Raw genomic sequence first — 23,806 nt, forward strand, 5'->3', positions numbered from 1 at the left:
GGGCGTCGGTTCGCGAGTGGAGGGTGTCATCGCCGCGCAGTGTGGGCGCTGTGGACGTACGGCCGCCGACGGGGACCGCTTCTGCGGTGGCTGCGGCGCCGAGCTGGGTGCGGTCTGCCCGCACTGCCTGCGTCCGCTCGCCTCGGACGTCGCGTTCTGCACCTCGTGCGGGTCGCCCCGGCCGGGCGCGGACCGGCCGGGCACGGTCACCCCGCAGGAGGACCGCCGTCGGGTGAGCGTGCTCTTCGTCGACCTGATCGACTTCACCCCGTACGTGGAGCGGGCCGACCCGGAGCAGGTCCGCGGGATGCAGACGGGCTTCTTCTCGGCAGCCCGACGGGTGGTGGGCCAGTACGGCGGCGTGGTGGAGAAGTACATCGGTGACGCAGTGATGGCGCTGTTCGGCGCCCCGATCGCCACCGAGACCGACGCGTTGCGGTGCGTACGGGCCGGGCTGGAGCTGCAACGGGTGCTCACCCGGTTCGCACCCACCGGCAGCACCGAGCTGCGGTTCCGGGTCGGTGTGGCCACCGGTGAGGCACTTGTCGACGTGGCCGCCGCCCGCGACGGCGGGCAGGCGATCGTGGCTGGCGACGTGGTGAACACCGCCTCCCGGATGCAGTCGGTCGCGCCGCCGGGCGGGGTGCTGGTCTGCGGCACCACACACGCGCTGACCAAGGACGCGATCCGCTACGAGGAGCAGCCCCCGGTCACCCTGCGCGGCCGGTCGTCGCCGACCGAGGTGTGGCTCGCCCTGTCGCCGCTGCGCCGCCAGCCCACCGACCGGGAGCCGGACACCACGCCGCTGGTCGACCGGGAACACGAGCTGGGCATGCTGGTCAACGCGCTGCACCGGTCGCTGCGTGACCGCCTGCCGCAGGTGGTGACGATCTTCGGCCGGGCCGGCATCGGCAAGAGCCGGCTGCTGCGGGAGCTGTACCGGCACACGGGTCGGCTGGTGGACGAGCCGCTGACCTGGCGCACCGGGCGCTGCCCGCCGTTCGGGGAGAACGTCACGTTCGCCGCGCTCGCCGACATCGTCAAATCCGAGGCGGGCATCCTGGACACCGACCCGGCCGGCAGCGCGGCGCAGCGGTTGGCCGCCGCGGTCGGCGAGCTGATCGGCCCGGGCGAACGTGATCGGGTGGTGGACGCGCTGCGCCCGCTGGTCGGGTTGCCCGGCACGCCGCTGCCGGCCGAGGAGGCGGAGTCCGCGTGGCGGCGTTTCCTGCTGGCGCTGGCCGCCCGCCGCCCCACCGTGCTGGTCTTCGAGGACCTGCACTGGGCCGACGACGCGATGCTGCGCTTCGTGGAGCTGCTCGGCGCGGCGGCCCGTGAGGTGCCGCTGCTGCTGCTCTGCACCGCCCGCCCGGAGCTGGTCGACCGGGACCCGAGCTGGGCCGGCACCATCACCGGCTCGGTGACGATCACCCTGCCGCCGCTGCGCGACACCGGGATCGCCGCGCTGTACGCGCACCTGTTCGGCCAGGCGGCGTTCTCCGCCGACATGCTGAGCCCGCTGATCGAGGTGGCCGGCGGCAACCCGCTCTACGCCCACGAGTACGTCCGGATGCTGATCGAGCAGGGCGCGCTGCGCCAGTCCGGGCGGGGCTGGTCGCTGGACAAGCAGCTCGAGCTGACCATGCCGGAGAGCGTGCACGCGGTGATCGCCAACCGGGTGGACCTGCTGGACGCCAAGGACCGCGCGGTGCTGCTGGCCGCCTCGGTGGTCGGGGTGCAGTTCTGGCCCGGCGCGGTGGCCGCCGCGCTGGGACAGCAGGTCGAGTCGGTCGAGCGTTCGCTGCGCCGGCTGGAGCAGCGCGACTTCGTGCACGAGCAGGCGGCGTCGACGATGGCCGGGCAGGCGGAGTTCCGGTTCCGGCACGTCCTGGTGCGCGACGTCTGCTACCAGCGGCTGCCCCGCACCGAACGGGTGGCCCGGCACGAGCGGGCCGCGGACTGGCTCGACGCGCTGTCCCACAGCCGCGACACGGATCTGGCCGAGGTGCTCGCCCACCACCGCTGGGCGGCCCACGAGATCGCCCGTTCGCTCGGCATGGAGGTCCGGCGGTACGCCGGGCCGGCGCGGCAGGCGCTGCACCGCGCGGCCCGCCGGGCGTACGCGCTGCACGGGTTGGACGCGGCGGCCAGCCACGCGGGCCGGGCGCTCGGCCTGGCCGACGACAGCGACCCGGTGGGCCGGCTCCAGCTGGAGCTGCTGAGCACCGAGATCTCGTTCTACCGGGACGGCAACGCGTTCCTCTCCGGCGGTGGGCCGGATCAGGTGCACACCCTCGCCGACCGGCTGCTGGCCCACGGCGACGACGCCTGCTCGGCCCGGGCGTGGACCCTGCTCGGTCAGGCCGCCTGGCTGCGCGCCGACCGCGGCGACGCGCTGGCCTGCCTGGACCGCGCGGTGCAGCTGTTCGAGCCGCTGCCGGACACTGCCCAGAAGGCGGACGCGTACGCCGAGCTGGGTCGGTTGCACATGCTCAACTACGAGCGGGATCCGGCGGTGGCGGCGGCGGACACCGCCGCGGAGATCGCCGAGCGGCTGGGCCTGACCGAGACCCGCACCAACGCCCGGATCACCGCGGCCACCGCCCGCTACCAGTCCGGCGACCGGGTCGGCCTGGACGAGCTGCACGCGATCGTCGAGTTCAGCCGGGCCGGTCAGCTGCTCGCGCTGCCCCGGGCCACCCAGAACCTCGCGTGGGCGATCCGGGAGGAGGGCGACTGGCTGCGTTCCAACGCCCTGCTCTCGGCGGCGCCGGCCCGCACCGCCAGCGGCCAGACGTTGACCACCGGCTACTCGGCGGAGGCGATGCGCGCCTGGTTCGACGGCGACTTCGGCCGGCTGCTCACCGCGGCGGAGGCGTTCGTCGACACCCCGACCGGCAGTTGGGACATGCAGGTGCGAGGGCTGCGCTGCTGCCTGCTGGTGCTGCGCGACGACGAGGACCCGGACGACGTGGCCGACGCGTTGGACACCGCGCGGCGCAGCGGGTTCCACCGGCTGCACTGGACGATGCTGAGCATGGCCGCGCTGTGCCGGGCGCTGCAGGGCCGCGACGCCGAGGCGGCGGCGTTGATCGACGAGCTGGGCGGGTCCTGGTCGGCGGTGCCGGCGCTGGCCAGCGGGGAGTGGATCGCCGCCGCCGCGTACGCCGCCGCACTGGCCGGCCGGGACGCCGCGGTGCGGGTCCGGGCGATGCTGGACCGGGTCGGCCACCGGACGCCCTGGTCGGAGGCGGCGTTGCGGACCGTGACGGCGGCCCTGGCCGCGGCCGACGGCGACCACCGGCGCTCGGCCGAGCTGCACCTGGCCGCCGCCGAGACCTACGGCCGGATTCCGGACGTCAGCGACCGGCTGCTGGCGCTGGCGCTCGCGGCGGCGGAGCTGACCCGCGCCGGTGACCCGGCGGCCGCCCGGGTGCCGCGCGCCGAGGTACGCACCTTCGCGTTGCGCAACGACGCCCCCGGGCTGCTCGCGCTGGCCGGCCGCCCGGTCGCCCCGGCGGGGCCGGCGGTCGCCTGCTGAGCGGGGTTCAGACGGCGATCGGGGTGGGGACGGGTTGGGGTTCCTTGAGCTTCTGCGCGTAGATGTCGACGTACTCGCGACCGGAGAGCTCCATCAACTCGTACATGATCTCGTCGGTGACCGCGCGCTCCACGAACCGGTCACCGGCCAGCCCGGCGTAGCGGGAGAAGTCCAGCGGGGCACCGAAGCGGATCTTCACCCGGGCGATCTTGGGGATGAGCTTGCCCGGGGGTTGGATCTCGTCGGCGTTGAGCATCACCACCGGCACCACCGACGCCCCGCTTTCCAGCGCGAGTCGAGCCACCCCGGTCTTGCCCCGGTAGAGCCGCCCGTCCGGGGAGCGGGTCCCCTCCGGGTAGATGCCGGCCACTCCCCCGGCACGCAGCACCTGCAACTGGGTGTCCAGCGCGGCGCGGGCCGCCCGGCCACCGGAGCGATCGACCGGGATGGTGCCGGTGCCGACGAAGAACATCCTGGTCAGCCAGCCCTTGATCCCCTTGCCGGTGAAGTACTCGGCCTTGGCCACGAACGTGACCTTTCGCGAGGTGATCAGCGGTGTGAAGATCGAGTCGGAGAAGGAGAGGTGATTGCTGGCCAGGATCACCGGGCCGGTCGCCGGCACGTTGTGCAGGCCCTCCACCTGCGGGCGGAAGATCAGCTTGAGCAGCGGACCGAGGATGACGTACTTCAACAGCCAGTACAGCACCGGCGTCCTTCCCGTGGCGTGGTCAGGACGGCGCCCGCGCACCCGGGCAGCGCTCGGCCGGGCGGTGCCGCCGTCGTCGTCGAGCCTACGAAGCGCGGGCCGCCCACCACAACGGACGCCTGGGCGGCTTCCGGTCGCGCCGGGCTAAAGATCGACTGACCTCGGGTCGACCCGTCCCCTGCCGCGCCCCTCGCAAGAACCGACAAAGGGGCACGGCCACCACCAGCAGCGGGAACGCTGACTTTGGAAGACGCGACACAACGCACTCCCGGAACCGGGTCCGGACGTGTCACGATTCAGAGCACGGCGTGCGGACGGGCGTCGAGGGGGCTGGGCGGCCGCGCCGGAAGGCGCGTTGAGGAGGATGTCCGGGTGTCAGCGGGTGGGGCCCGCCGGGGACGGCGGGACAACGGGCTCGACGCGAACGAGTACGCCGTCGCCGGCGACGTCGATCCGCGCGTGGGTGAGCACCTGCTCGACGTGCTGGCCGCCGGAGGGATCGCGGCCTACCTGCAACCCTCCGCCGACCTCAATCCGGTCACCCGCACCACCACCGTCCCGGCCCGCCCGGTCGACCGGCTGTACGTCGACCGCTCGCACCTGACCACCGCACGGGACTACCTCACCCAGCTCGCCGACGAGACCGCCCCGGAGCAGCCACCGGCCCCTGACGAGCCGGACATCGACGCCGAGTGGGCACGGATCGTCGCCGGCTTCCACACCACCTCGGCGGCGGGCGAGCACCCGTGGCCGGCCGCGGAGGACGTGGACGACCGGGCGGACCGGGACGAGCCGGCCGCCGGTCCGCTGGCCCGCTCCGGCGCGGACGAGGCCGGGCCGACCGCCACCGACGTCCGCCGGCTACCGTCCGCCACCGACATCTCCGGGATCTCGATCGGGCGCGGCGTCCGGCCGGATGAGCCGTCGCTGCTGGACGGGCTGGACACCTTCGGCGCGGACCTGCCCGACGACGAGGATGAGGAGGGCTACCACCCGCCTCCGCCGCCGCCGCTGCCCCGGTTCTCCAAGTACGCGGTGGTCGGCACGCTCGCCGTGGTCGTCGGGTTCGTGCTCTTCCTCTTCCCGTCGCTGCTCCCGATCGACCGTTCGGCGGTCACCCTGTTCGGGTTCACCGGCATCCTGGCCGGTTTCGTCACGCTGATCTGGCGGCTGCGCCCCGGCGACGAGGACGAGGACGACCCGGACAACGGCGCCGTCGTCTGAGCCGGCCCGCATCGCGGGACGCCACCGCCCCGCCCGTGACGTAACAGTGGTGTAACTTACTGTCAGTAGGAATACCGCCGTACGTCACTTCCCCGACTGACTGACCGGTTTTCCCTTGCTCGCGGCAGTCGGTCCTCTGCTGATCGGAATGCCCGAGATGCGACAGAGTTCCCTCGTGGTGGTGGCCAACCGCCTCCCCATCGACGACAGTGTGGTGCCCGACGGGGCCTGCGAATGGCGGCGCAGCCCTGGTGGGCTGGTCAGCGCGCTGCACCCGCTGCTGCGGCACACCCCGGCGACCTGGGTCGGCTGGGCGGGCGGCACCGGGCCCGCCCCCGCACTGCCGGACGTGGACGGCGTCCGCATGCACAGCGTTCCGCTCAGCCACGAGGACCTGCGCGACCACTACGAAGGATTCGCCAACGCCACCCTGTGGCCGCTCTACCACGACGCCGTCGAGCAGCCGCAGCACCACCGCCGGTGGTGGGAGGCGTACCAGCGGGTCAACCAGCGCTTCGCCGAGGCGACCGCAGAGGTGGCCGAGCCGGGCGGGGTGGTCTGGGTGCAGGACTACCACCTGCACCTGGTCCCCGGTCTGCTCCGCGCGCTCCGACCGGACCTGCGCATCGGGTTCTTCCTGCACGTGCCGTTCCCGCCGCCGGAGCTGTTCATGCAGCTGCCCCGTCGGGCCGAGCTGCTACGCGGCATGCTCGGCGCCGACCTGGTCGGCTTCCAGCGAGCCCAGGCGGCGCACAACTTCGCCCAGCTGGTGACCAAGGTGCTGGAGCTGCCGGCCACCGACCGGCGGATCGGGATCGACGACCGGGTGGTGCGCATCGGCGCGTTCCCGGTCTCCATCGACACCGCCGAGATGGCCGCGCTCGCCGCCCGCCCCGAGGTGGCCGCCCGGGCCCGCCGGCTGCGCCAGGACCTCGGCGACCCCCGGCGGGTCATCCTCAGCGTGGACCGGATGGACTACACCAAGGGCATCGAACAGCGGCTCAAGGCGTACAGCGAACTGCTCGCCAGCGGCGACGTCAAGGTCCGCGACACGGTGCTGGTGCAGGTCGCGATGCCGAGCCGGGAACGCGTCGGCCAGTACCAGATCCTGCGCGAGCGGATCGAGCGCGAGGTCGGCCGGATCAACGGCGAGTTCGGCCGGGTCGGCGAGCCGGCCATCCACTACCTCACCCAACCCTTCGACCGGGCCGAGCTGGCCGCGCTCTACCGGGTCGCCGACGTGATGGCGGTGACCCCGCTGCGGGACGGGATGAACCTGGTCGCCAAGGAGTACGTCGCCGCCCGGGTGGACGACGCGGGGGCGTTGCTGCTCAGCGAGTTCGCCGGCACCGCCGCCGAACTGTCCCAGGCGTACCTGGTCAACCCGCACGACCTGGAGGGGCTCAAGCAGGGGCTGCGCGCGGCGCTGCGGGCCAGCCCGGCCGACGTCGCGGAACGGATGCGGGCCATGCGCGCCTACCTGCACCAGCACGACATCCGGGCCTGGGCCGGCTCCTACCTGAGCGCGCTGGACGAGAGCGGCGCCCTGGTCAGCCGCCTGACCGGCACCGACGGCACCACCCGGATGCCGGCCCCGGCGCCCCGGGCCGCCCCGGCCGGCAGCGCGGCCACCCGCCACGCGGGCGGCTGACCGGCGCGCGCCGGCCGGACGCGGACCGCTCAGTGCGCCGCCGGCTCCTTCTCCAACCAGTCCAGGATCGCGTCGATCGGCTCCGCCCACCGCGCGTCCAGCATCAGGTCGTGGCCCATCCCGGGAAAGAGCAGCGGGGCCGAGCCGTACCGGCGGGCCACCCGGTTCAACGTCGACGTCGGCACCACCCGGTCGTCCGGGCTGCCCAGCACCAGCACCGGGGGCGCACCCACGGCCGGCTCGGCCTCCGGCTCGCCCAGCAGCGCCCACTGCGCCCGCCGGCTGGCCCGACCGAGCCGGGCGACGTGACGCCGGGCCTCCGCCTCAGGCAGCTCGCGGCTGAACAACTGGCCGCGGCTGAGCCGCAGCGGCCCACCGAACACCGCCGGCACCGTGCCGGACGGGTTGCGGCGCAACGCCGCGCCGAGCACACCCCAACCGCCGAAGACCGGCGCCACCAGCACGGCACTGCGCGCCGGGTAGCGGGCCAACGCGTGCGCCACCACCAGCGCCCCGGCGCCGTGCCCCACCAGCACCGCCTGGCGCGGCAGGCCCGCGGCCACCTGGACCACATCGTGGGCGTACGCCCGCAGCGTCGCCTCCGGCGCCGGCTCGCTGCCGCCGTGCCCGCGCAGGCTCACCGCGTACGACGGGAACCCCCGCGACGCCGCGTGCCCCAACCAGTGCTCCGCGAACGCCCACGCGCCGTGCCCGAACCCGGGCACGAAGAGCAGCGGCGGGCGCCCCTCCTCCAGCTCGGGGCTGGCGCTGAGCACCTCACGCCGGGCCGGCCGGACCGGGCGGGACCACTCCCGGCCGCGCATGATCCGCAGCTCACTGCTCGCGCTCACGGTGCCAGCCTTTCGTTCGCGACTGCGGGGCTCGCAAGCTCACTCCTCGCGCTCACTTGCCCTCCAGGTCGGTTAGGGCGCGCTGGACGGCGCGCAGGTAGTCGGCGTGACCGACCTCGAACCAGTGCCGGCTGCTCTCCTTGACCTGCGCGGAGTAGCGCTCCCCGGCCCGGTCGCGCACCCGCTGCGCGAACGCCGCCGCACGCTCCGGACGGTCCCGGCGGGCCTGCAGCAGCCGGGCGAAGAGCACCGTCTGCCAGTGCGACAGGGTGAACAGACCGGAGTCCGGCTGCACCAGGCCCGCGACCGCCAGCGTCGGATGCCCCGGGGTGAAGGCGTTGAGCCACAACGTGGGCCGGCCGACGCCGGCGCTGTCGCCGAACACCGAGGCGTCGAGGAACTCGAAACGCGGCAGGTAACCGGTGGCGAAGATGACCAGCTCGGGATCGATCTCGCGGCCGTCGGTCAGCTCCACCGCGTACGGGTGAAAGCGGGCGACGTCGGGCACCGGGCCGATCGCGCCGTGGCCCACGTAGTAGACGAGCTGGCTGTTCGCGATCGGGTGCGTCTCGTACACCCGGTGGTCGGGCTTGGGCAGGCCGAAGCGGGTCAGGTCGCCGACGGTCAGCCGCAGCGTCCAGTGGTAGAGCCACTGGCGCACCCGCAGCGGCACGCGCAGTGCCAGCAGAGAGTCGTTGACCTGGTCGGCGGGGCGGCCGAGCACGTACTTCGGCGCGTACCAGTAGCCGCGTCGGGTGGAGTGCCAGCACCGCGACGCCTGCTGGGCGGCCTCGACGGCGATGTCGCAGCCGGTGTTGCCGGCGCCCACCACCAGCACCCGCTTGCCCCGCAGCTGCGCCGGGTCCTTGTAGGACGACGCGTGCATGATCTCGCCGCGGAACTCCTCGAGCCCCTCGTAGCGGGGAAGCTTGGGCGACCAGTTGTGGCCGTTGGCGACCACCACGGCGGCGTACTGGGAGGTGCGCTCCGGCCCGTACCCGCCGGTGGAGCGGGTGGTCACGTCCCAGCGCTCCCCCGCGGCCGGCTCGACCCGGATCACCTCGGTGCCGAACCAGATGTGCGAGCGCAGGTCGAAGTGGTCGGCGTACCGCTCGAAGTACGAGAGCAGGTGGCTGTGGTGCGGGTAGTCCGGCCAGGAGTCCGGCATCGGGAAGTCGGGGAACTGGGTGAACGGCTTCGACGAGAGCAGGTGGGTGCTGGCGTACACCGGGCTGCGGTCGTGCCGCCAGTTCCAGGCGCCGCCGACGCCTGTCTCCCGCTCGTAGCAGTCCACGCCGAACCCGTGCTCGCGCAGGTTCTTGATGGCCGTCAGGCCGCTGGCCCCGGCCCCGATGACGCAGACCGTGTCGCCGCGGTCGGAGACCGGGCGGCCGTCGCGGCTCAGCGCGGACGGGGTCGCCTCCGGGTCGGGCCGGCCGTGGTCGGTGGAGGTGGACACCGGGACATCTCCTTTTGTGCGGCACGCGTGCCGGTCGCCGCGAAATCCTCTCCACATCGGAGCCGGATGTCCAGCCCCGGCGCGGACGGATCGGCGGTCGCGCCGGTCGGGGGTCAGCCGGTGGTGGGCAGCAGCAGGTCGACCAGGACCGGGAAGTGGTCGCTGGCCCGCCGGGTCTGCGGGGTGTCCACCACGTCGTAGTCGACCACGGTGATCCGCGGGTCGACGAAGAGCGCGTCGATACGCCGGCGGGGGTCGGCGCAGGAGTAGGTGAGCCGGTCGGCCCGGTCGGCCGCCACCGCGGCGTCGGTCAGCCCGCGCGCCACGGTCGCCCAGGCCGGCCCGTCCGGGCCCTCGTTGAGGTCCGCCCCGGCCACCACCGGGCTGCCCGCCGCGTCCAGGCCGCGCCTGAACTCGGCGGCCTGCGCGGGACGCTCGGTCGGATCGGTGGACAGGTGTGACCCGGCGAGGGTGAACCGGGCGTCGCCGACACGGCAGTCGGCGTACGCGGCGCCGCGCAGGTGCCGGCCGGGGGTGAGCGGGAAGCGCTGGCAGCGGGTGTCCCGCACCTGGACCCGCAGGCTGGTCAGCAACAGGTTGCCCAGCGCGGGCAGCCCGCCGGCGGCCACCACCAGGCCGAACGACTCGGCCAGCGAGGCGGACTTCTGCCGCCACCGGAACCGGCGCGGCCCCTCCTGCACGATCACCACGTCCGGCGTCACGGCGCGGACCACCGCCGCCAGCGCGGCGGTGTCGTCGCGCTGGCTGTGGATGTTGTACGACACCACGCGCAGTGGTACGCCGCCGGCCTCGCCCATTCCGGCTCGCCTCAGATCCGTCGGGCCAGGTCGGCGGCGCCGATCACCCCGGCGCTGTTGCCCAGTTCGGCGGGGAGCACCTCGGCCACCGGCAGGCGCCCGCGCTGGGCGAGCGCGTCGAGGTACGAGCGGCGCGCCGGGCCGAGCAGCAGGTCACCGGCCTCGACCACGCCGCCCCCGACGACCAGGGTCTGCGGGTCGAGGATCTGCGCCATGTCGGCGAGGCTGGTGCCCAGCCACCGGCCGATCTGCGCGAACGCCTCGGTGGAGACCGGGTCGCCGCCCTGAGCGGCGGTGGTCACCATGTGGCCGGTGATCGCCTCGGTCTCCCCGCCGGCCAGCTCCAGCAGCGCGGTGGCCCGCTGTGGCTCCTGCCGGGCGCCGGCCCGGGCGAAGCGGACCAGGGCACTGCCGCTGGCGTACTGCTCGATGCAGCCCAGCCGCCCGCAGCCGCACTGGTGCCCGTCCGGCACGGCCAGCATGTGGCCCAGTTCCGCGGCGACGCCGTGCGCGCCACGCAGCAGCTCGCCGCTCAGCACGATGCCACCGCCGACGCCGGTGCCGATGGTGAACATGACCATGGAGTCGTCGGCGTCCCGGGCCGCGCCGTAGCGGAACTCGGCCCAGGCGGCCACGTTGGCGTCGTTCTCCACGATCACCGGCAGGCCGACCGCCTTGCCGACGTACTCGCGCAGTGGCTCGTCCCGCCAGGCCAGGTTGGGGGCGAAGAGCACGGTCGAACGGTTGGCGTCGATCCAGCCGGCCGCGCCGATGCCGACGCCCTCGATCGTCCGTCCGGCAGCCAGCTCGCCGACCAGGTCGATGATGACGTCGCGGGTCTTGCCGACGTCATCGGCGGGAGTGTCCCGTCGGGTCTGCACGAGGACCGTGCCGGTGTCGTCCACGACACCGCCGGCCACCTTCGTGCCACCGACGTCGACTCCGATGGTCAGCGTCACCGCTGCCGCTCCCCTCTGCTGTGCTGTCCGGCCCGTGCGCCGGCGACACGCCGGTCCGGGTCGAGATGTCCCGCGCTCAGGCGACGTCGCCCGGTGCGGCCGCGCCGGTGTCGTCGGGTACCCGCGACGCGGGCACCACAGGTCGGTCGGTCGGCACGGGTGCGGCCACCGCCCCGGCCTCGTCGACGGGTGGTGCGGTGTCCGGGGCGAGTGGGTCCGCCGTCCGGGTGGCGACCGCCCAGACGTCCCGCTCCTGCGCCGGCTGAGAATCATGCCCGCTACGGGTGGCATCGCGCCACACGTGATCCTCGTCGGCCCCGGTGAACCGTTCAGCCGGCGTGGGCTCCGGGACGTCGGCGCCGGCGGCCGGGGCGGGCGCGGTGGCGGGTGCCGACGGACTGGCCTCGGGCGGCTCCGCCGGGGCGAACGCGCGGAGCAGGCTGGCCACGCCGGCCGCGAGGTCACCGGCGCCGGTGGCCAGCCGCTCGGCGAATTCCGGACTCGGGTCGCGCAACGCGGCGATGCCCCGACAAACCGGGCAGACGCAGCATTCGGCGGAACCGGTGGCGAAACCGCCACCGGCGCCGAAAGGACCACCGGGGGCGGCACTGTGACCGAGGACACCGGCCAGCATCCCGCCCAGCGGGCCCCACGCGCCGCCCGCCGAGCCGGCGGAGGCCAGCCGCGCCCCCGCGAGCAGGGTGGCGACCAGCCGCTCCGCCTCTTCCCGGGCCGAGCCCGGATCCGTTGCGCCCATGGTCGGCTCCTCTACCGTGCCGCCGTACGCGTCACTGCGCCGCACCGGATGCTTCTACCCGGTGCTTGAGCTGCTTCAACGCGGTATCCATGATCATTTTCTCGGCTTTGCGCCGGAACATGCCGAGCATTCCCACGGAAAGCTCGACCTCCAGCGTGTAGGTCACCGTGGTGCCGCCGTCCGGGTTGCCCACCAGGTCGTACGAACCGCGCTGGCTCTTCTGCATCTTCGAGGGCGCGACCAGGTGCCACTCGATCCGCGACAGGTCCTCGGCGTACTCGTAGGCGAGCACGTACTCGTCGGCCATCACCCTGGCGTCGATGGTGAAGCGCACCTGGCTGGCGTAGCCGTCCTCGTACTCCTCGATGACCTCGGCGCGACGCACCGCCTCGGTCCACTCCGGGTAGCGCGCGAAGTCGCAGATGACCGCCGTCACCCGATCCGGTGACGCGCCGATGATGATCGACTGGGTGGAGGAGTCCGCCATGGGGGGAGGCTACCCGGCGGGCACCGTCCACGTGCCGCGCCGCCCCCGCCGCGCCCGGCGGCGGGGCTCGACCCCCGCCGCACGCGGTAGGCCAACCACCACGAGGCCCGACCGACCCTCCTGCTTGTCCCACCCGACCCGACAGCCGGGTAGGTTTCGACAGAGCCGACGCCCGCGGTGGCGGCCGGCCCGGCCAGTGCGAGCACGAAGGAGTGCAGGTGCGCGAGTTCTCCGTTCCGCCGATCGTCACCGTTGGCGACGCGGCCAACCTCACCGATCCGGTCTGGGACAACGCCGAGGTCGCGCCGGATGCCGTGCAGTTCGCCCGCCGCACCCCGGCCGCAGACGGCACGGGCACCGCCTGGGCGGAGGTGACCTGCCGGCAGTTCCGTGACGAGGTGGTGACGGTGGCCGCCGGGCTGATCGCCGCCGGCATCCAGCCGGGCGCCCGGGTCGCGCTGATGAGCCGCACCCGCTACGAGTGGACGCTGCTGGACTACGCCATCTGGACGGCCGGTGCGGTCACCGTGCCGATCTACGAGACCTCCAGTTCCGAGCAGGCCGCCTGGATCCTCGCCGACTCCGGCGCGGTCGCCGTCGTGGTGGAGACCGACGCGCACGCCAGCCTGGTCACCGGCGTCCGGGACCGGCTGCCCGAGCTGAAGCACGTCTGGCAGATCGACCGGGGCGGGGTCGACGAGCTGGTCACGACCGGCGGCGCGGTCGAGCCGGCCGAGGTGGAACAGCGCCGCAAGGCGGTCCGCGCCGACGACCTGGCCACGATCATCTACACCAGCGGCACCACCGGCCGGCCCAAGGGCTGCGTGCTCACCCACCGCAACATGTACGCCGACATCGCCAACGCGGTGCCGGTGCTGCCGAACCTGTTCAACGCCGGTGCGGCCACCCTGCTCTTCCTGCCCCTGGCACACGCCTTCGCGCGGCTGATCCAGATCGGCGTGGTGCATGCCCGGGCCACCATGGCGCACTGCGCCGACACCAAGAACCTGGTCGCCGAGCTGCAGGAGTTCCGGCCGACCTTCGTGCTCTCCGTCCCCCGGGTGTTCGAGAAGGTCTACAACGCGGCCAAGCAGAAGGCCGAGGCCGACGGCAAGGGCGGCATCTTCGCCCGCGCCGAGCAGGTCGCCATCGCGTACAGCGAGGCGCTGGAGACCTCACGCGGGCCCGGCATGGCCCTGCGCGCCCAGCACGCGGTCTTCGACCGGCTGGTCTACGGCAAGCTGCGTGCCGCGCTCGGCGGCCGGTGCCGGGACGCCATCTCCGGCGGCGCACCGCTCGGCGCCCGGCTCGGCCACTTCTTCCGCGGCATCGGCGTGACGGTCCTGGAGGGCTACGGGCTGACCGAGACCTCGCCCGCCGCGGCGGCGAACCTGCCCACCGGCACCCGGATCGGCACCGTCGGCCGCCCGCTGCCCGGCGTGACCATCCGGATCGACGACGACGGCGAGATCCTGATCTCCGGCGATCTGATCTTCCAGGGCTACTGGCACAACGAGGCGGCGACCGCCGAGGCGCTCACCGCCGACGGCTGGTTCCGCACCGGCGACCTGGGCCAGCTCGACAACGACGGCTACCTCAGCATCACCGGCCGGAAGAAGGAGCTGATCGTGACCGCCGGCGGCAAGAACGTCGCCCCGGCGGTGCTGGAGGACCAGGTCCGGGCCCATCCCCTGATCAGCCAGTGCGTCGTGGTCGGCGACCGGCAGCCGTTCATCGCGGCGCTGGTCACCATCGACGAGGAGGCGTTGCCCGCCTGGCTGGAGTCGGCCGGGCTACCCGCCGACACCCGGGTCGAGGACCTGCGCGAACACGAGGGCCTGCGCTCGGAGATCCAGTCCGCGATCAAGAGCGCGAACCACGCCGTCTCCAAGGCCGAGGCGATCAAGGTGTTCCGGGTCCTGCCCCGCGACTTCACCGAGGCGACCGGCGAGCTGACCCCGTCGCTCAAGGTCAAGCGGCAGGTTGTCCACAAGACGTACGCGGCGGAGATCGCCGATATCTATCGCGGCTGACTACCATCCGTCACGTGCCCGCATCGACATCCGCCGCACCACACCCGCATCCCCTCGCCGCGGCCGCCCGCCTGGTGATGCTGGCGCTGGTCGCCATCCTGACCCTGTTCGCCACCCGCGACGTCACCCAGCTGTGGTGGATCGCGCTGCTGGCGTTCGCCGGGTTGCCCTCGCTGCTGGCCCCTCAGCACCGGCTGATCGGGCCGCTGAGCCGCGTGGCCGAGGTGGTGGTGCTGGGGCTGGCCGCGAGCCAGGTTGCCGCGGTCGCGTCGATCGGCGGCACGGTCGACGGGCTCGGCGCCTCGGCGGTGCTGCCCTACCTGGCGGTGCCGGTGACCGTCACCGCGCTGCGCCGCCGCTTCTCCGAGGGCGCCGCGCTGCTCGCGGTCACCGCCGCGACCCTGCTGGTCACCGGGGCGCTCACCGAGGTCGGTGGGGAGCGTCAGCTCGGCCAGCTCGGTTATCTCGCGGTCTGCGCGCAGTGGCTGATCCTCGCCGCGCTGGGGCTCTACGCCGCCGGCACGCTGCACCGGGTGATGGCGGTGCGCGGTGAGGGCAAGCCCCAGCCGTACGCCGAGGCGACCCGGCTGCTGACCCAGCTGCGCACGGTGGCCCGGCAGCTGCCCGGGGCGACCCTGGACCCGGGCGGCATCTCCGAGCACCTGCTCGAGGAGCTGCGCACGGTGGCCCGGGCGGACCGGGGCGCGGTGCTGTCGGCCAGCGGCGGCGGCCGGCTCGTGGTGCTCGCCCAGGCCGGGGTGGACCGGGTGGACTGGGAGACAACGCTGGACGCGGACTCGGCGATCGCCGACGCCTGGGCCAGTCAGCAGGCGCAGACCGCCGCCCGGTCGCAGTCCCGCTCGCACCGCGGTGGCGACGTCTCCGCGTTGATCGTTCCGCTGGTCGCCGGGGTGCGCACGGTGGGGCTGGTGGTGCTGGAGGCGGACGCCGCACACGCGTACCCGGCGCCGGTGGTGTCCCGGGTGACCGCGCTGACCCGGCCGGCCGCGCTGCGGCTGGAGGCGGCGCTGCTCTTCGACGAGGTCCGCTCCCTGGCCACCAACGAGGAGCGGCAGCGGCTGGCGCGGGAGATCCACGACGGGGTGGCGCAGGAGCTGGTGATGGTCGGCTACGGCATCGACAACGCCCTGGCCACCGTCTTCGACGACGCCGACGAGACCGCCGAGGCGCTGCGTACGCTGCGCGGCGAGGTGACCCGGGTGATCACCGAGCTGCGGCTGAGCCTGTTCGAGCTGCGCAGCGAGGTGGACCGGCAGGGCGGGCTGGCCGCGGCGATCGCCGAGTACGCGCGCACCGTGGGCGCCTCCGGCGGGCTGCGGGTGCACCTGTCGCTGGACGAGTCCACCGCGCGGCTGCCGGCGGCCACCGAGGCCGAGTTGCTGCGCATCGCGCAGGAGGCGGTCACCAACGCGCGCAAGCACGCCGGGGCCTCCAATCTCTGGGTCACCTGTGAGGTCGACCCCCCGTACGCGCAGATTGAAGTGTCGGATGACGGTCAGGGGATGGCTGACCAGCGGCCCGACGGGCGGTACGGTCTTGCGATCATGGCCGAGAGAGCGGAACGTATCCGGGGCCGGCTGGAGATCAGGCCCCGGCAACCGAGCGGCACGACCGTGGCGGTGGTTCTCGGCACCTCGCCCCGGCGCGGTAACCTGCGCGGTAGCGCAGCAGCAGAAGGGGAGTAACCCGAGGATGACCACCAGTCCGACACCGGCCACCCGCACCAAGGTCCTCCTTGTCGACGACCACGACCTTATTCGCAAGGGCCTGCGGCACGCCTTTGAGCGCGACCGTCAGTTCGAGGTCGTCGGTGAGGCCGCGACGGCGGCAGAGGGGGTACGCCAGGCCGGTGCGCTTCAGCCGGACGTGGTGATCATGGATCTCCGGCTGCCCGACGGCAGCGGCCTCGAGGCCACCCGGGCGCTGCGCAAGTCCAGCGCCTCGATGGGCATCGTGGTGCTGACCATGTACGCCGGCGACGACCAGCTCTTCGGTGCCCTGGAGGCCGGCGCGAGCGCCTTCGTGCCGAAGACCGCCCCGGCCGACGAGGTGGTGGCCGCCGCGCGGCACGCCGCCTCCTCGCCGAGCGCGTTCACGGCGGCCGACCTGGCCGAGGCGATGAAGCGCCGGCTCGCCCCGTCCGGTCCGCAGCTCTCCCCCCGTGAGGGGCAGGTCCTGCGGCTGCTCGCCGACGGGATGAGCGTGGCCGGCATCGCCAAGCAGTTGTTCGTCAGCGAGTCCACGGCCAAGACGCACATCTCCAAGCTGTACGAGAAGCTGGGTGCGGCCAACCGGGCGCAGGCGCTGATGACCGCGCTCCGGCTCGGACTGCTCGAGGCGCCAGACGCCCCGAAGTTCTGACCTGACCCCGCTCGTCGAGCGGGACGCCGCGACCGAAGGTCCGCGCCGGCTCCGGCCGGCGTGGACCTTCGCGTATCGACCGACGTCGGCGGGAACCTGGCGGCACGCTATGGTCTGGCGGGAACGTGGGGGGGCACAATACCCGCGCGGGCGACGACGCCCGCGTCGCGGACTCGAGGGGTGAGCGCATGCAGCGGCCGGACTGGGCACCCGACACCATCGACATCGAGCGCCCGAGCGTCGCGCGGATGTACGACTACTACCTCGGCGGCTCGCACAACTTCGCTGCCGACCGGGCGGCGGCGCAGGCGATGGTGGCCGCGGTGCCGGAGGCGCCGCTGATGGCCCAGGCCAACCGGGCGTTCCTGCGCCGGGCGGTGCACCACCTCGCCGAGTCCGGGATCCGGCAGTTCCTGGACATCGGCTCGGGCATCCCCACGGTCGGCAACGTGCACGAGATCGCCCAGCGGCTCGACCCGGAGTCACGGGTGGTCTATGTCGACGTCGACCCGGTGGCCGTGGCGCACAGCCGTGAGATCCTGGCCGGCAACGACCGGGCGGTGGTGGTGCAGGAGGACCTGCGGCGCCCGGAGAAGATCCTGACCCACCCGGACATCCGCAAACTGCTCGACCTGGACCAGCCGGTGGCCGTGATGATCGTGGCCGTGCTGCACTTCGTGTCCGACGAGGACCGTCCGGCGGATCTGCTGCGGACCCTGCGCGACGCGCTGGCCCCGGGCAGCTACCTGGTGCTGTCGCAGGCCAGCGACGACGGGCGCAGCCAGGACGAGCGGGCCGAGGCGGAGCGGGTCTACCGGCGTACCGACAACCCGCTCTGGGTCCGCAACCGGGCCGAGCTGACCGCGCTCTTCGACGGGTTCGAGCTTCTCGACCCGGGCGTGGTCTGGGTGCCGCAGTGGCGGCCGGACACCCCGGAGAGCGCGGAGGACGCCGAGCGTGCGGTCTTCATGGGCGGCGTCGGGCGCCTCGGTGGCTGAGTCGCCCGGGGCGACCTCCTGCCCGGGCACGTTCGCCAAGGCCTGGGCCAAGGCCGTCTCCGGCACCAGCTATCTGCCGATGACCCAGGCCCAGCTCGAGACCCTGCTGCACCGGCTCACCGGGCAGTTGGCCGGCGCGTTGCTCGCCGAGCCGTTCGACCTCCGCGCCGGTTACCGGGTGGGCGCCGAACTGGTCGCCGCGCACATCGCCTCCGCGGAGGGGCTGGGCCGTACCGTCGAGGTCATCCAGCTCCGGCTGATACGCGATCTGGGGCTGGTGGCGGAGGACGTCGAGGACCGGATGGCGCGGCTGCTGGCCGCCGTTGCGACCGGCTACGCCCGCGCGCTGCGGGACCGGACGCTCGACGAGCAGGAGTCGATCCGCCGGGCCGCCATGGTGGCCCGGACGCAGGCGGAGCGGGCGCTGCGGGCCAGCGAGGCTCGGTTCCGGCACCAGGCCACCCACGACCCGCTCACCGGCCTGCCCAACCGGACGTTGTTCACCGAGCGGCTCACCGCCGCGCTCAACGAGCCGGGCCGGGGCGCGCAGCGGGTCGGCGTGTGCTTCCTCGACCTGGACCGGTTCAAGGTCGTGAACGACACGCTGGGGCACCGGGTCGGCGACCGGCTGTTGACCACAGTGGCCGAGCGGCTGTGCCAGACCGTGGGCGAGCACCTGGTGGCCCGACTCGGTGGGGACGAGTTCGTCATCCTGGTGGAGCGCAGCGGCGGCACCGAGGACATGGTGGCGGTGGCCGAGGCGGCGCTGGCCGCCGTCCGGACACCGGCGCTGGTGGACGGGCACGAGCTCCAGGTCTCGGCGAGCATCGGCATCGTCGAGCGCCAGGTGGCCGGCGCGAACCCCGGTGACCTCATGCGGGCCGCCGACAGCACCCTGCACTGGGCGAAGGCGGCCGGCGGGGCGCGCTGGGCGCTCTACGACGCCGAGCGCAACCGACGGGAGCTGGCCCGGTACGCGCTCTCCGCGGCCATCCCGGCCGCCCTGGAGCGAGGCGAGTTCTACCTCGACTACCAGCCGCTGACCTCGCTTCGCGACGGCCGGCTGATCGGCGTGGAGGCGCTGGTCCGCTGGCGCCACCCGGAGCTGGGTGTGCTGCGGCCGGACAGCTTCATCGGCCTGGCCGAGGAGACCGGGCTGATCGTGCAACTGGGCGGGTGGGTGCTGGCCGAGGCGTGCCGGGAGGCGGAGGCCTGGTCGGCCGGCGGCACGGCCGCACCGTTCGTGAGCGTCAACCTGGCGGTCCGGCAGGTGCACCGGCCCGGGCTGGTGCAGGAGGTACGCGGCCTGCTGCGGCAGACCGGGCTGCCGCCGGAGCGACTGCAGTTGGAGATCACCGAGAGCACGATGATGAGCACGGCCAAGGAGCCGGTACGCGCCCTGCGGGTGCTGGCCGATCTCGGCGTGCGGATCGCCATCGACGACTTCGGCACGGGCTACAGCAACCTGGCGTACCTGCGGGACCTGCCGGTGACCGAGCTGAAGGTCGCCGGGGAGTTCGTGGCCGGGCTGCGGTCGCCGTCGGTGGGGCGCACCGATGAGCGGATCCTCGCCTCGCTGGTGTCGCTGGCGCACGCACTGGATTTGACGGTGACCGCCGAGGGCGTGGAGACCGCCGGGCAGGCCGAGCGGCTGCGGGCGATCGGCTGCGACGCCGCGCAGGGCTGGCACTTCGGCCGGCCGGCCCCCGCCGACCGGATCCTGGCCCGCATCCGCTGACCCACCCCGCCCGCCGGGCCGCTCCGTGCCGCTGCCTCTGCCTCCTGGCGTCGACGCGTCGCTGCGGTCGGGGGGCCAGAGCAGGGGTAGACAGCGTCTACGCGCCCTGGTAGACAGTGTCTATGAGTGCGGAGGCGAGTGTCCGGGCCCGACTGGTGGCCGCCGGGGTGGACCTGGTGCTGCGCGAGGGCCAGTCGGCGGTGTCACTGCGGGAGATCGCCCGCCGGGCCGGGGTCTCGCACGGCGCACCGCGCCGCTACTTCCCCACCCACGTCGACCTGCTCTCCGCCATCGCCCGGGAGGGCTTCGCCGACCTCACCGCCCGCGTCGAGCAGACGATGCGCGCCGCCGGCCCCGACCCGCGCGCCCAACTGACCGCACTCGGCCGGATGTACCTGGACTTCGCGGCGGCGCACCGCGGGATGTTCGAGCTGATGTTCCGGCACGACCTGCTGGACAGCGGCCGGCTACAGCTGCGCGAGACGAGCCTGCCGCTGTTCGCCGTCCTGGCCGACCTGGTGGCTCAGGTACGCCGGCCGACCGACGCGCCGGCCCCGGTGCTGGCCGGCGCGCTCTGGGCCAACCTGCACGGCACAGCCCAGCTCTGGGCGTGGGGCAGCCTGCCGCTGGCCACGGACGCCACCGACGACGACGCCCTGCTGCGAGCCGTGCTGGACGCCCACCTCGGCCCGACCTTCGCCTGAACCCATCCACCCCCACCCCGGAGGACACGTGCCCCTGCTGTACGACCTCACCAAGCTGACCGTCGGCACCATGCTGCGGCTGGGCTGGCGGCCACGCGTGGAGGGACTCGAACACCTGCCCCGGCACGGCGGCGCGATCCTCGCCGGCAACCACCTCTCCGTCGCTGACGAACTCTTCCTCGTCAGCGTGACGCCCCGGCACGTCACCTTCTGGGCCAAGTCCGAGTACTTCAGTGGTCGCGGCCCGGGCGGCTGGCTCAACCGGCGGATCGTCGCCGGCATGGGCGCGATCCGCGTCGAGCGGGCCGGCGGCCGAGCCGCCCTCAGCGCCCTCGACGCCGCCGTGCCGGTGCTCCGCGCCGGCGGCCTGGTCGCCGTCTACCCGGAGGGCACCCGCTCCCCGGACGGGCGGCTCTACCGAGGCCGCGTCGGCATGACCCGGCTGGCCCGCGACGCCGGGGTGCCGATCATCCCGGTCGGCGTGCTCGGCACCGCCGAGGTGCTGCCCGTCGACGCGCGGCTGCCGCGCCGGCACCCGGTCAGCCTGCGATTCGGCCCGCCGATCCCGGTCGCCGGCCGGATCAACGGGCCACGCGACATCCGGACGGTCACCGACGAGGTGATGGCGGCGATCCAGCGGCTCACCGGCCAGGAGTACGTGCCCCGCTACGCCCCGCCCCGATCGACCCCCACCTGAGGCGCGGGCGGCGGTCAGCCGGCGAGCAGGGCGGCCATCCGCTCCGCCTGCGCCTCCCAGCGCCACTCCCGCTCCACCCACGCCCGACCTGCCGCGCCCAGTTGGCGGGCCAGGTCCCGATCGGCGAGCAGCCGGGCCACCCGGTCGGCGAGCTGGGCGACGTCCCGGCCGCGGACCACGTAGCCGGTCTCCCCCTCGCGCACCGCGTCCGGCGCGCCGCCGGAGTCACCGGCCACCACCGGCAGGCCCGTCGCGGACGCCTCCAGGTAGACGATGCCCAGCCCCTCCACGTCCAGCCCACGGTTGCGGGTGCGGCAGGGCATCGCGTAGACGTCGCCGGCCGCGTAGTGCGCCGGCAGCTCGGCCGTAGGCACCGAGCCGGTGAAGACCACGTCCCGTTCCACCCCCGCCTGCCGGGCCAGCTTTTCCAGGGTCGCCCGGTACGGCCCGCCGCCGACGATCAGCAGCGCCGCGTCGGGCACCCGGCGGCGGATCTCCGGCAGCGCCCGGATCAGCATGTCCTGCCCCTTGCGCGGCACCAGGCGGGACACACAGACCACCACCGGACGGTCGGTCAGCCCCAACCGGGCCCGGACGGGCTCGCCGTCCACGGTCGGGTGGTAGGTGTCCACATCGACCCCGGGCGCCAGCCGGCGCAGCTCGGTCAGCCCGTCCAGCACGCGGGCCAGCCGGCTGCGCGTGTACTCGCCGAGATAGGTGGTGACGTCGACGCCCCGACCGATCCGGCGCAGCGCCGGCCGGGCGGCGGGCAGCGCCGCCCAACCGACCTCGTGGCCGTGGGTCTGCGCCACCACCCGGCGCACCCCGGCCCGCCGCCGCAGGCCGGCGGCGAGCAGCCCGAGCGGGGCCGCCGCGCCGAACCACACCGTGTCGCAGTCGTACGCGCGGGCCAGCCGCGCCGCCCGGCGGGCGATCAGCGGGGTGGGCAGCAGCACCCTGGTGCGTTCCCGGATCACCTCGAACGGCTGGTCGGCGTCGAACTTCGCCGCCCCGCGCCAGCTCGACGCGTACACCACCACCGAGCCGGCCGGCTGACGCACCGCAAGGTTGTGCACGAAGGACTGGATCCCGCCCGGGCGGGGCGGGAAGTCGTTGGTGATCAGCAGCGTGCGGTTCATCGGCCGGCCTCCCGGGCGTACGCGCGGGCGGCGGCCATCCGCTCCACGGTGGACGGGTGTGAGGCCGAGTAGAGATATTCCCAGCGCGGCGGGTCAGGGTCGCCGAGGTTGACCGTGCCGAGTCGGCGCTGCATCGACTCGAAGGCGACCGGGTCACGGGTGAGCGCGAGCGCGTGCGCGTCGGCCCGTGCCTCCACCCGCCGGGACATCAGCGCCTGCACCGGCGCGGCGACCAGCCCGGCCACCGTGACCAGGGCGACCAGCAACGGAAACGCGCGTGGGTGGGCGACCGAATCGACACCGGCCATCCGCAGCAGCGGCCCCCACGAGCCAAGCAGGTAGAGCGCCACCACCGCGGCCGCGGCGCCGAGCGCCCCGGTCAGCGTGCCGGCCGCGACGTCCCGGTCCTTCGCGTGCCCCAGCTCGTGCGCCACCACGGCGGTCACCTCGGCCGGGGTGGCCTCGCGCAGCAGCGTGTCGTAGACCACCACCCGTCGGGTCGGCCCGAGACCGGAGACGTACGCGTTGACCGCCCTGGTGCGCCGGGAGGCGTCGGCGACCAGCACGTCGCGCACCGGCACCCCGTCGCGGGCGGCCATGCTCATCAGCTCGGTGCGCAGCGGGCCCTGCTCCATCGGCGTGAAGCGGTTGAACACCGGCTCCACCAGCACCGGCAACACGAACGACAGCAGCACCACCAGCACCGCCGCGCCGGCCGCGCCGAACGCCCACCACCAGCGCGGCGCGAGGCGGATGACCGCGTAGAACCCGAACAGCGCCACCGCGCCGATCACCGCGCTGACCGCGTACGACTTGAGCAGGTCGGCCGTCCAGCCGCTCCAGCCGTTGGTGCTCAGCCCGTAGCGGGTGAGCACGCTCTGCCGCCAGGCGGCGAACGGGAGGGTGAGCAGGTCGGCGACGAGCACCACGGCCAGCCCGCCGAGCACGGCCTGTGCGGCCCAGTGCCCACCGAACGGCCGGCCCACCAGCTCGATCAGGCGGCTGCCCAGCGGGGTCAGCCCCAGCGCGAGGGCGACCAGCAGCCCGACGGCGAGCGCGGCGTAACCGCCGGGGCGCAGTGCGGTGCGGAACTCCCGCCCCCGGGCCACCTGCTCGGCGGGCAGGTCACGCAGCGCGGCGAGCTGGTCGGCCCGGGGCGCCGGCGGCCGGTGCCACGGGATCAGCAGCGCGGCGATCACCAGCAGCGCGACGGTCAACCCGGCCAGGGTCAGCAGCGCCCAGGCACGCGGGGTCACCGGGACACCGCCGTGCTCGCCACGCGACGGGCCTTCCCGCCGCCGACGGCGGGCCCGCCGTCGTCGCGTCGTACCCCGCTCATCCCGCCGCTCCTCCCGCCGTGACCGCCCATCCTATGGCCCGCGAAAAGCCCGCTTCGGGCGCGGTGTCGCGCTCAGGCGACCCGGCGTGCGGCGTGGCGACGGGCGGCGCCGGGACGCGCGGGCGCGGCCAGCACCTCCACGTCGTAACCGGCCCGGGCGAACACCTCGATCGCCTGGACCTCGGCGGCGTCCAGGCCGGCCGCCGGGGACGCCTCGTCGAACAGGCCGGCCACCAGGCAGCCGGAACAGAAACCCAGACAACCGCCCCGACCGGCCGAGATCGACTCCAGGTCAGCGATATCGGGGTATCCCGACCGGCCGG

Annotated in this window: 20 protein-coding genes; 10 read left to right on the forward strand and 10 right to left on the reverse strand. The window is 74.0% G+C overall.

Translation table 11 applies throughout. The features are described 5' to 3' along the window. Positions 1-16: 16 nt before the first annotated feature. Positions 17-3,541, forward strand: coding sequence for an adenylate/guanylate cyclase domain-containing protein (locus tag ABZU69_RS15840; RefSeq protein WP_354965046.1), 3,525 nt, complete (start codon positions 17-19; stop codon positions 3,539-3,541). A 7-nt stretch (positions 3,542-3,548) separates the two neighbouring features. On the opposite strand, the gene ABZU69_RS15845 is transcribed toward ABZU69_RS15840, so the two are convergent. Beyond that, entirely contained in the window at positions 3,549-4,247 is a 699-nt protein-coding gene (locus tag ABZU69_RS15845; protein ID WP_354965047.1) for a lysophospholipid acyltransferase family protein, read from the reverse strand. A 372-nt stretch (positions 4,248-4,619) separates the two neighbouring features. On the opposite strand from ABZU69_RS15845, the gene ABZU69_RS15850 reads away from it, so the two are divergent. After that, a complete protein-coding gene (locus ABZU69_RS15850; RefSeq protein ID WP_354965048.1) occupies positions 4,620-5,471 on the forward strand; it encodes a DUF308 domain-containing protein in 852 nt (283 codons plus the stop codon). A gap of 157 nt (positions 5,472-5,628) precedes the next feature. Beyond that, the gene (locus ABZU69_RS15855; protein WP_354965049.1) at positions 5,629-7,122 is read left to right on the forward strand and encodes a trehalose-6-phosphate synthase; all 1,494 of its coding nucleotides are present in this window, start codon (positions 5,629-5,631) and stop codon (positions 7,120-7,122) included. Positions 7,123-7,151: 29 nt separating this feature from the next. On the opposite strand, the gene ABZU69_RS15860 is transcribed toward ABZU69_RS15855, so the two are convergent. The 6 genes from ABZU69_RS15860 to ABZU69_RS15885 all read right to left on the reverse strand — a co-directional run bounded on the left by ABZU69_RS15860 (position 7,152) and on the right by ABZU69_RS15885 (position 12,453). Continuing rightward, positions 7,152-7,946 (reverse strand): alpha/beta fold hydrolase, encoded by a 795-nt coding sequence (locus tag ABZU69_RS15860; RefSeq protein WP_354965128.1) that lies wholly within the window; start codon positions 7,944-7,946, stop codon positions 7,152-7,154. 79 nt (positions 7,947-8,025) lie between these two features. Next, the gene (locus tag ABZU69_RS15865) at positions 8,026-9,432 is read right to left on the reverse strand and encodes an NAD(P)-binding domain-containing protein (protein ID WP_354965050.1); all 1,407 of its coding nucleotides are present in this window, start codon (positions 9,430-9,432) and stop codon (positions 8,026-8,028) included. 113 nt (positions 9,433-9,545) lie between these two features. Beyond that, the gene (locus tag ABZU69_RS15870; RefSeq protein ID WP_354965051.1) at positions 9,546-10,250 is read right to left on the reverse strand and encodes an endonuclease/exonuclease/phosphatase family protein; all 705 of its coding nucleotides are present in this window, start codon (positions 10,248-10,250) and stop codon (positions 9,546-9,548) included. Between the two features lie 11 nt (positions 10,251-10,261). Next, positions 10,262-11,209, reverse strand: coding sequence for an ROK family glucokinase (locus ABZU69_RS15875; protein ID WP_354965052.1), 948 nt, complete (start codon positions 11,207-11,209; stop codon positions 10,262-10,264). A 76-nt stretch (positions 11,210-11,285) separates the two neighbouring features. Continuing rightward, complete coding sequence (locus ABZU69_RS15880; protein ID WP_354965053.1) at positions 11,286-11,966, reverse strand: hypothetical protein; 681 nt, start codon at positions 11,964-11,966, stop codon at positions 11,286-11,288. A 31-nt stretch (positions 11,967-11,997) separates the two neighbouring features. Beyond that, positions 11,998-12,453 (reverse strand): SRPBCC family protein, encoded by a 456-nt coding sequence (locus ABZU69_RS15885; protein WP_354965054.1) that lies wholly within the window; start codon positions 12,451-12,453, stop codon positions 11,998-12,000. 218 nt (positions 12,454-12,671) lie between these two features. Between ABZU69_RS15885 and ABZU69_RS15890 the strand changes: the two genes are divergently transcribed. The 7 genes from ABZU69_RS15890 to ABZU69_RS15920 all read left to right on the forward strand — a co-directional run bounded on the left by ABZU69_RS15890 (position 12,672) and on the right by ABZU69_RS15920 (position 21,005). Continuing rightward, positions 12,672-14,486, forward strand: a complete 1,815-nt coding sequence (locus tag ABZU69_RS15890; RefSeq protein ID WP_354965055.1) for an AMP-binding protein — start codon at positions 12,672-12,674, stop codon at positions 14,484-14,486. Positions 14,487-14,500: 14 nt separating this feature from the next. Then, complete coding sequence (locus ABZU69_RS15895; RefSeq protein ID WP_354965056.1) at positions 14,501-16,192, forward strand: GAF domain-containing sensor histidine kinase; 1,692 nt, start codon at positions 14,501-14,503, stop codon at positions 16,190-16,192. 7 nt (positions 16,193-16,199) lie between these two features. Next, a complete protein-coding gene (locus ABZU69_RS15900; protein ID WP_007072219.1) occupies positions 16,200-16,868 on the forward strand; it encodes a response regulator transcription factor in 669 nt (222 codons plus the stop codon). A gap of 188 nt (positions 16,869-17,056) precedes the next feature. Beyond that, positions 17,057-17,866 carry an SAM-dependent methyltransferase gene (locus ABZU69_RS15905; protein ID WP_354965057.1) on the forward strand — a complete coding sequence of 270 codons (810 nt, stop codon included), beginning with the start codon at positions 17,057-17,059 and terminating at the stop codon, positions 17,864-17,866. Positions 17,867-17,945: 79 nt separating this feature from the next. Further along, positions 17,946-19,604 carry a bifunctional diguanylate cyclase/phosphodiesterase gene (locus ABZU69_RS15910; protein WP_354965129.1) on the forward strand — a complete coding sequence of 553 codons (1,659 nt, stop codon included), beginning with the start codon at positions 17,946-17,948 and terminating at the stop codon, positions 19,602-19,604. Positions 19,605-19,726: 122 nt separating this feature from the next. Next, complete coding sequence (locus tag ABZU69_RS15915; RefSeq protein ID WP_354965058.1) at positions 19,727-20,308, forward strand: TetR/AcrR family transcriptional regulator; 582 nt, start codon at positions 19,727-19,729, stop codon at positions 20,306-20,308. 28 nt (positions 20,309-20,336) lie between these two features. Beyond that, positions 20,337-21,005: a lysophospholipid acyltransferase family protein gene (locus ABZU69_RS15920; protein WP_354965059.1), complete on the forward strand. Its 669-nt coding sequence runs from the start codon at positions 20,337-20,339 to the stop codon at positions 21,003-21,005. Between the two features lie 14 nt (positions 21,006-21,019). Here ABZU69_RS15920 and ABZU69_RS15925 read toward each other — a convergent pair whose 3' ends face one another. The 3 genes from ABZU69_RS15925 to ABZU69_RS15935 form a co-directional block, all read right to left on the reverse strand. Then, positions 21,020-22,144 carry a glycosyltransferase family 4 protein gene (locus tag ABZU69_RS15925; protein WP_354965060.1) on the reverse strand — a complete coding sequence of 375 codons (1,125 nt, stop codon included), beginning with the start codon at positions 22,142-22,144 and terminating at the stop codon, positions 21,020-21,022. Further along, a complete protein-coding gene (locus tag ABZU69_RS15930) occupies positions 22,141-23,400 on the reverse strand; it encodes a M48 family metalloprotease (protein WP_354965061.1) in 1,260 nt (419 codons plus the stop codon). Before ABZU69_RS15930 ends, ABZU69_RS15925 begins: the two co-directional genes overlap by 4 nt. A 155-nt stretch (positions 23,401-23,555) precedes the next feature. Continuing rightward, a complete protein-coding gene (locus ABZU69_RS15935; RefSeq protein ID WP_354965130.1) occupies positions 23,556-23,765 on the reverse strand; it encodes a hypothetical protein in 210 nt (69 codons plus the stop codon). Positions 23,766-23,806: the final 41 nt, after the last annotated feature.

The sequence above is a fragment of the Micromonospora sp. NPDC005206 genome, from assembly GCF_040608175.1.
Taxonomy (GTDB): domain Bacteria; phylum Actinomycetota; class Actinomycetes; order Mycobacteriales; family Micromonosporaceae; genus Micromonospora.

Bases quoted from the DNA above. Each gene is read 5' to 3' on its own strand.
- ABZU69_RS15855 (WP_354965049.1), top strand. From the start codon at position 5,629: ATGCGACAGAGTTCCCTCGTGGTGGTGGCCAACCGCCTCCCCATCGAC.
- ABZU69_RS15860 (WP_354965128.1), bottom strand. From the start codon at position 7,946: ATGCGCGGCCGGGAGTGGTCCCGCCCGGTCCGGCCGGCCCGGCGTGAG.
- ABZU69_RS15870 (WP_354965051.1), bottom strand. From the start codon at position 10,250: ATGGGCGAGGCCGGCGGCGTACCACTGCGCGTGGTGTCGTACAACATC.
- ABZU69_RS15880 (WP_354965053.1), bottom strand. From the start codon at position 11,966: ATGGGCGCAACGGATCCGGGCTCGGCCCGGGAAGAGGCGGAGCGGCTG.
- ABZU69_RS15885 (WP_354965054.1), bottom strand. From the start codon at position 12,453: ATGGCGGACTCCTCCACCCAGTCGATCATCATCGGCGCGTCACCGGAT.
- ABZU69_RS15900 (WP_007072219.1), top strand. From the start codon at position 16,200: ATGACCACCAGTCCGACACCGGCCACCCGCACCAAGGTCCTCCTTGTC.
- ABZU69_RS15905 (WP_354965057.1), top strand. From the start codon at position 17,057: ATGCAGCGGCCGGACTGGGCACCCGACACCATCGACATCGAGCGCCCG.
- ABZU69_RS15910 (WP_354965129.1), top strand. From the start codon at position 17,946: ATGACCCAGGCCCAGCTCGAGACCCTGCTGCACCGGCTCACCGGGCAG.
- ABZU69_RS15915 (WP_354965058.1), top strand. From the start codon at position 19,727: ATGAGTGCGGAGGCGAGTGTCCGGGCCCGACTGGTGGCCGCCGGGGTG.
- ABZU69_RS15925 (WP_354965060.1), bottom strand. From the start codon at position 22,144: ATGAACCGCACGCTGCTGATCACCAACGACTTCCCGCCCCGCCCGGGC.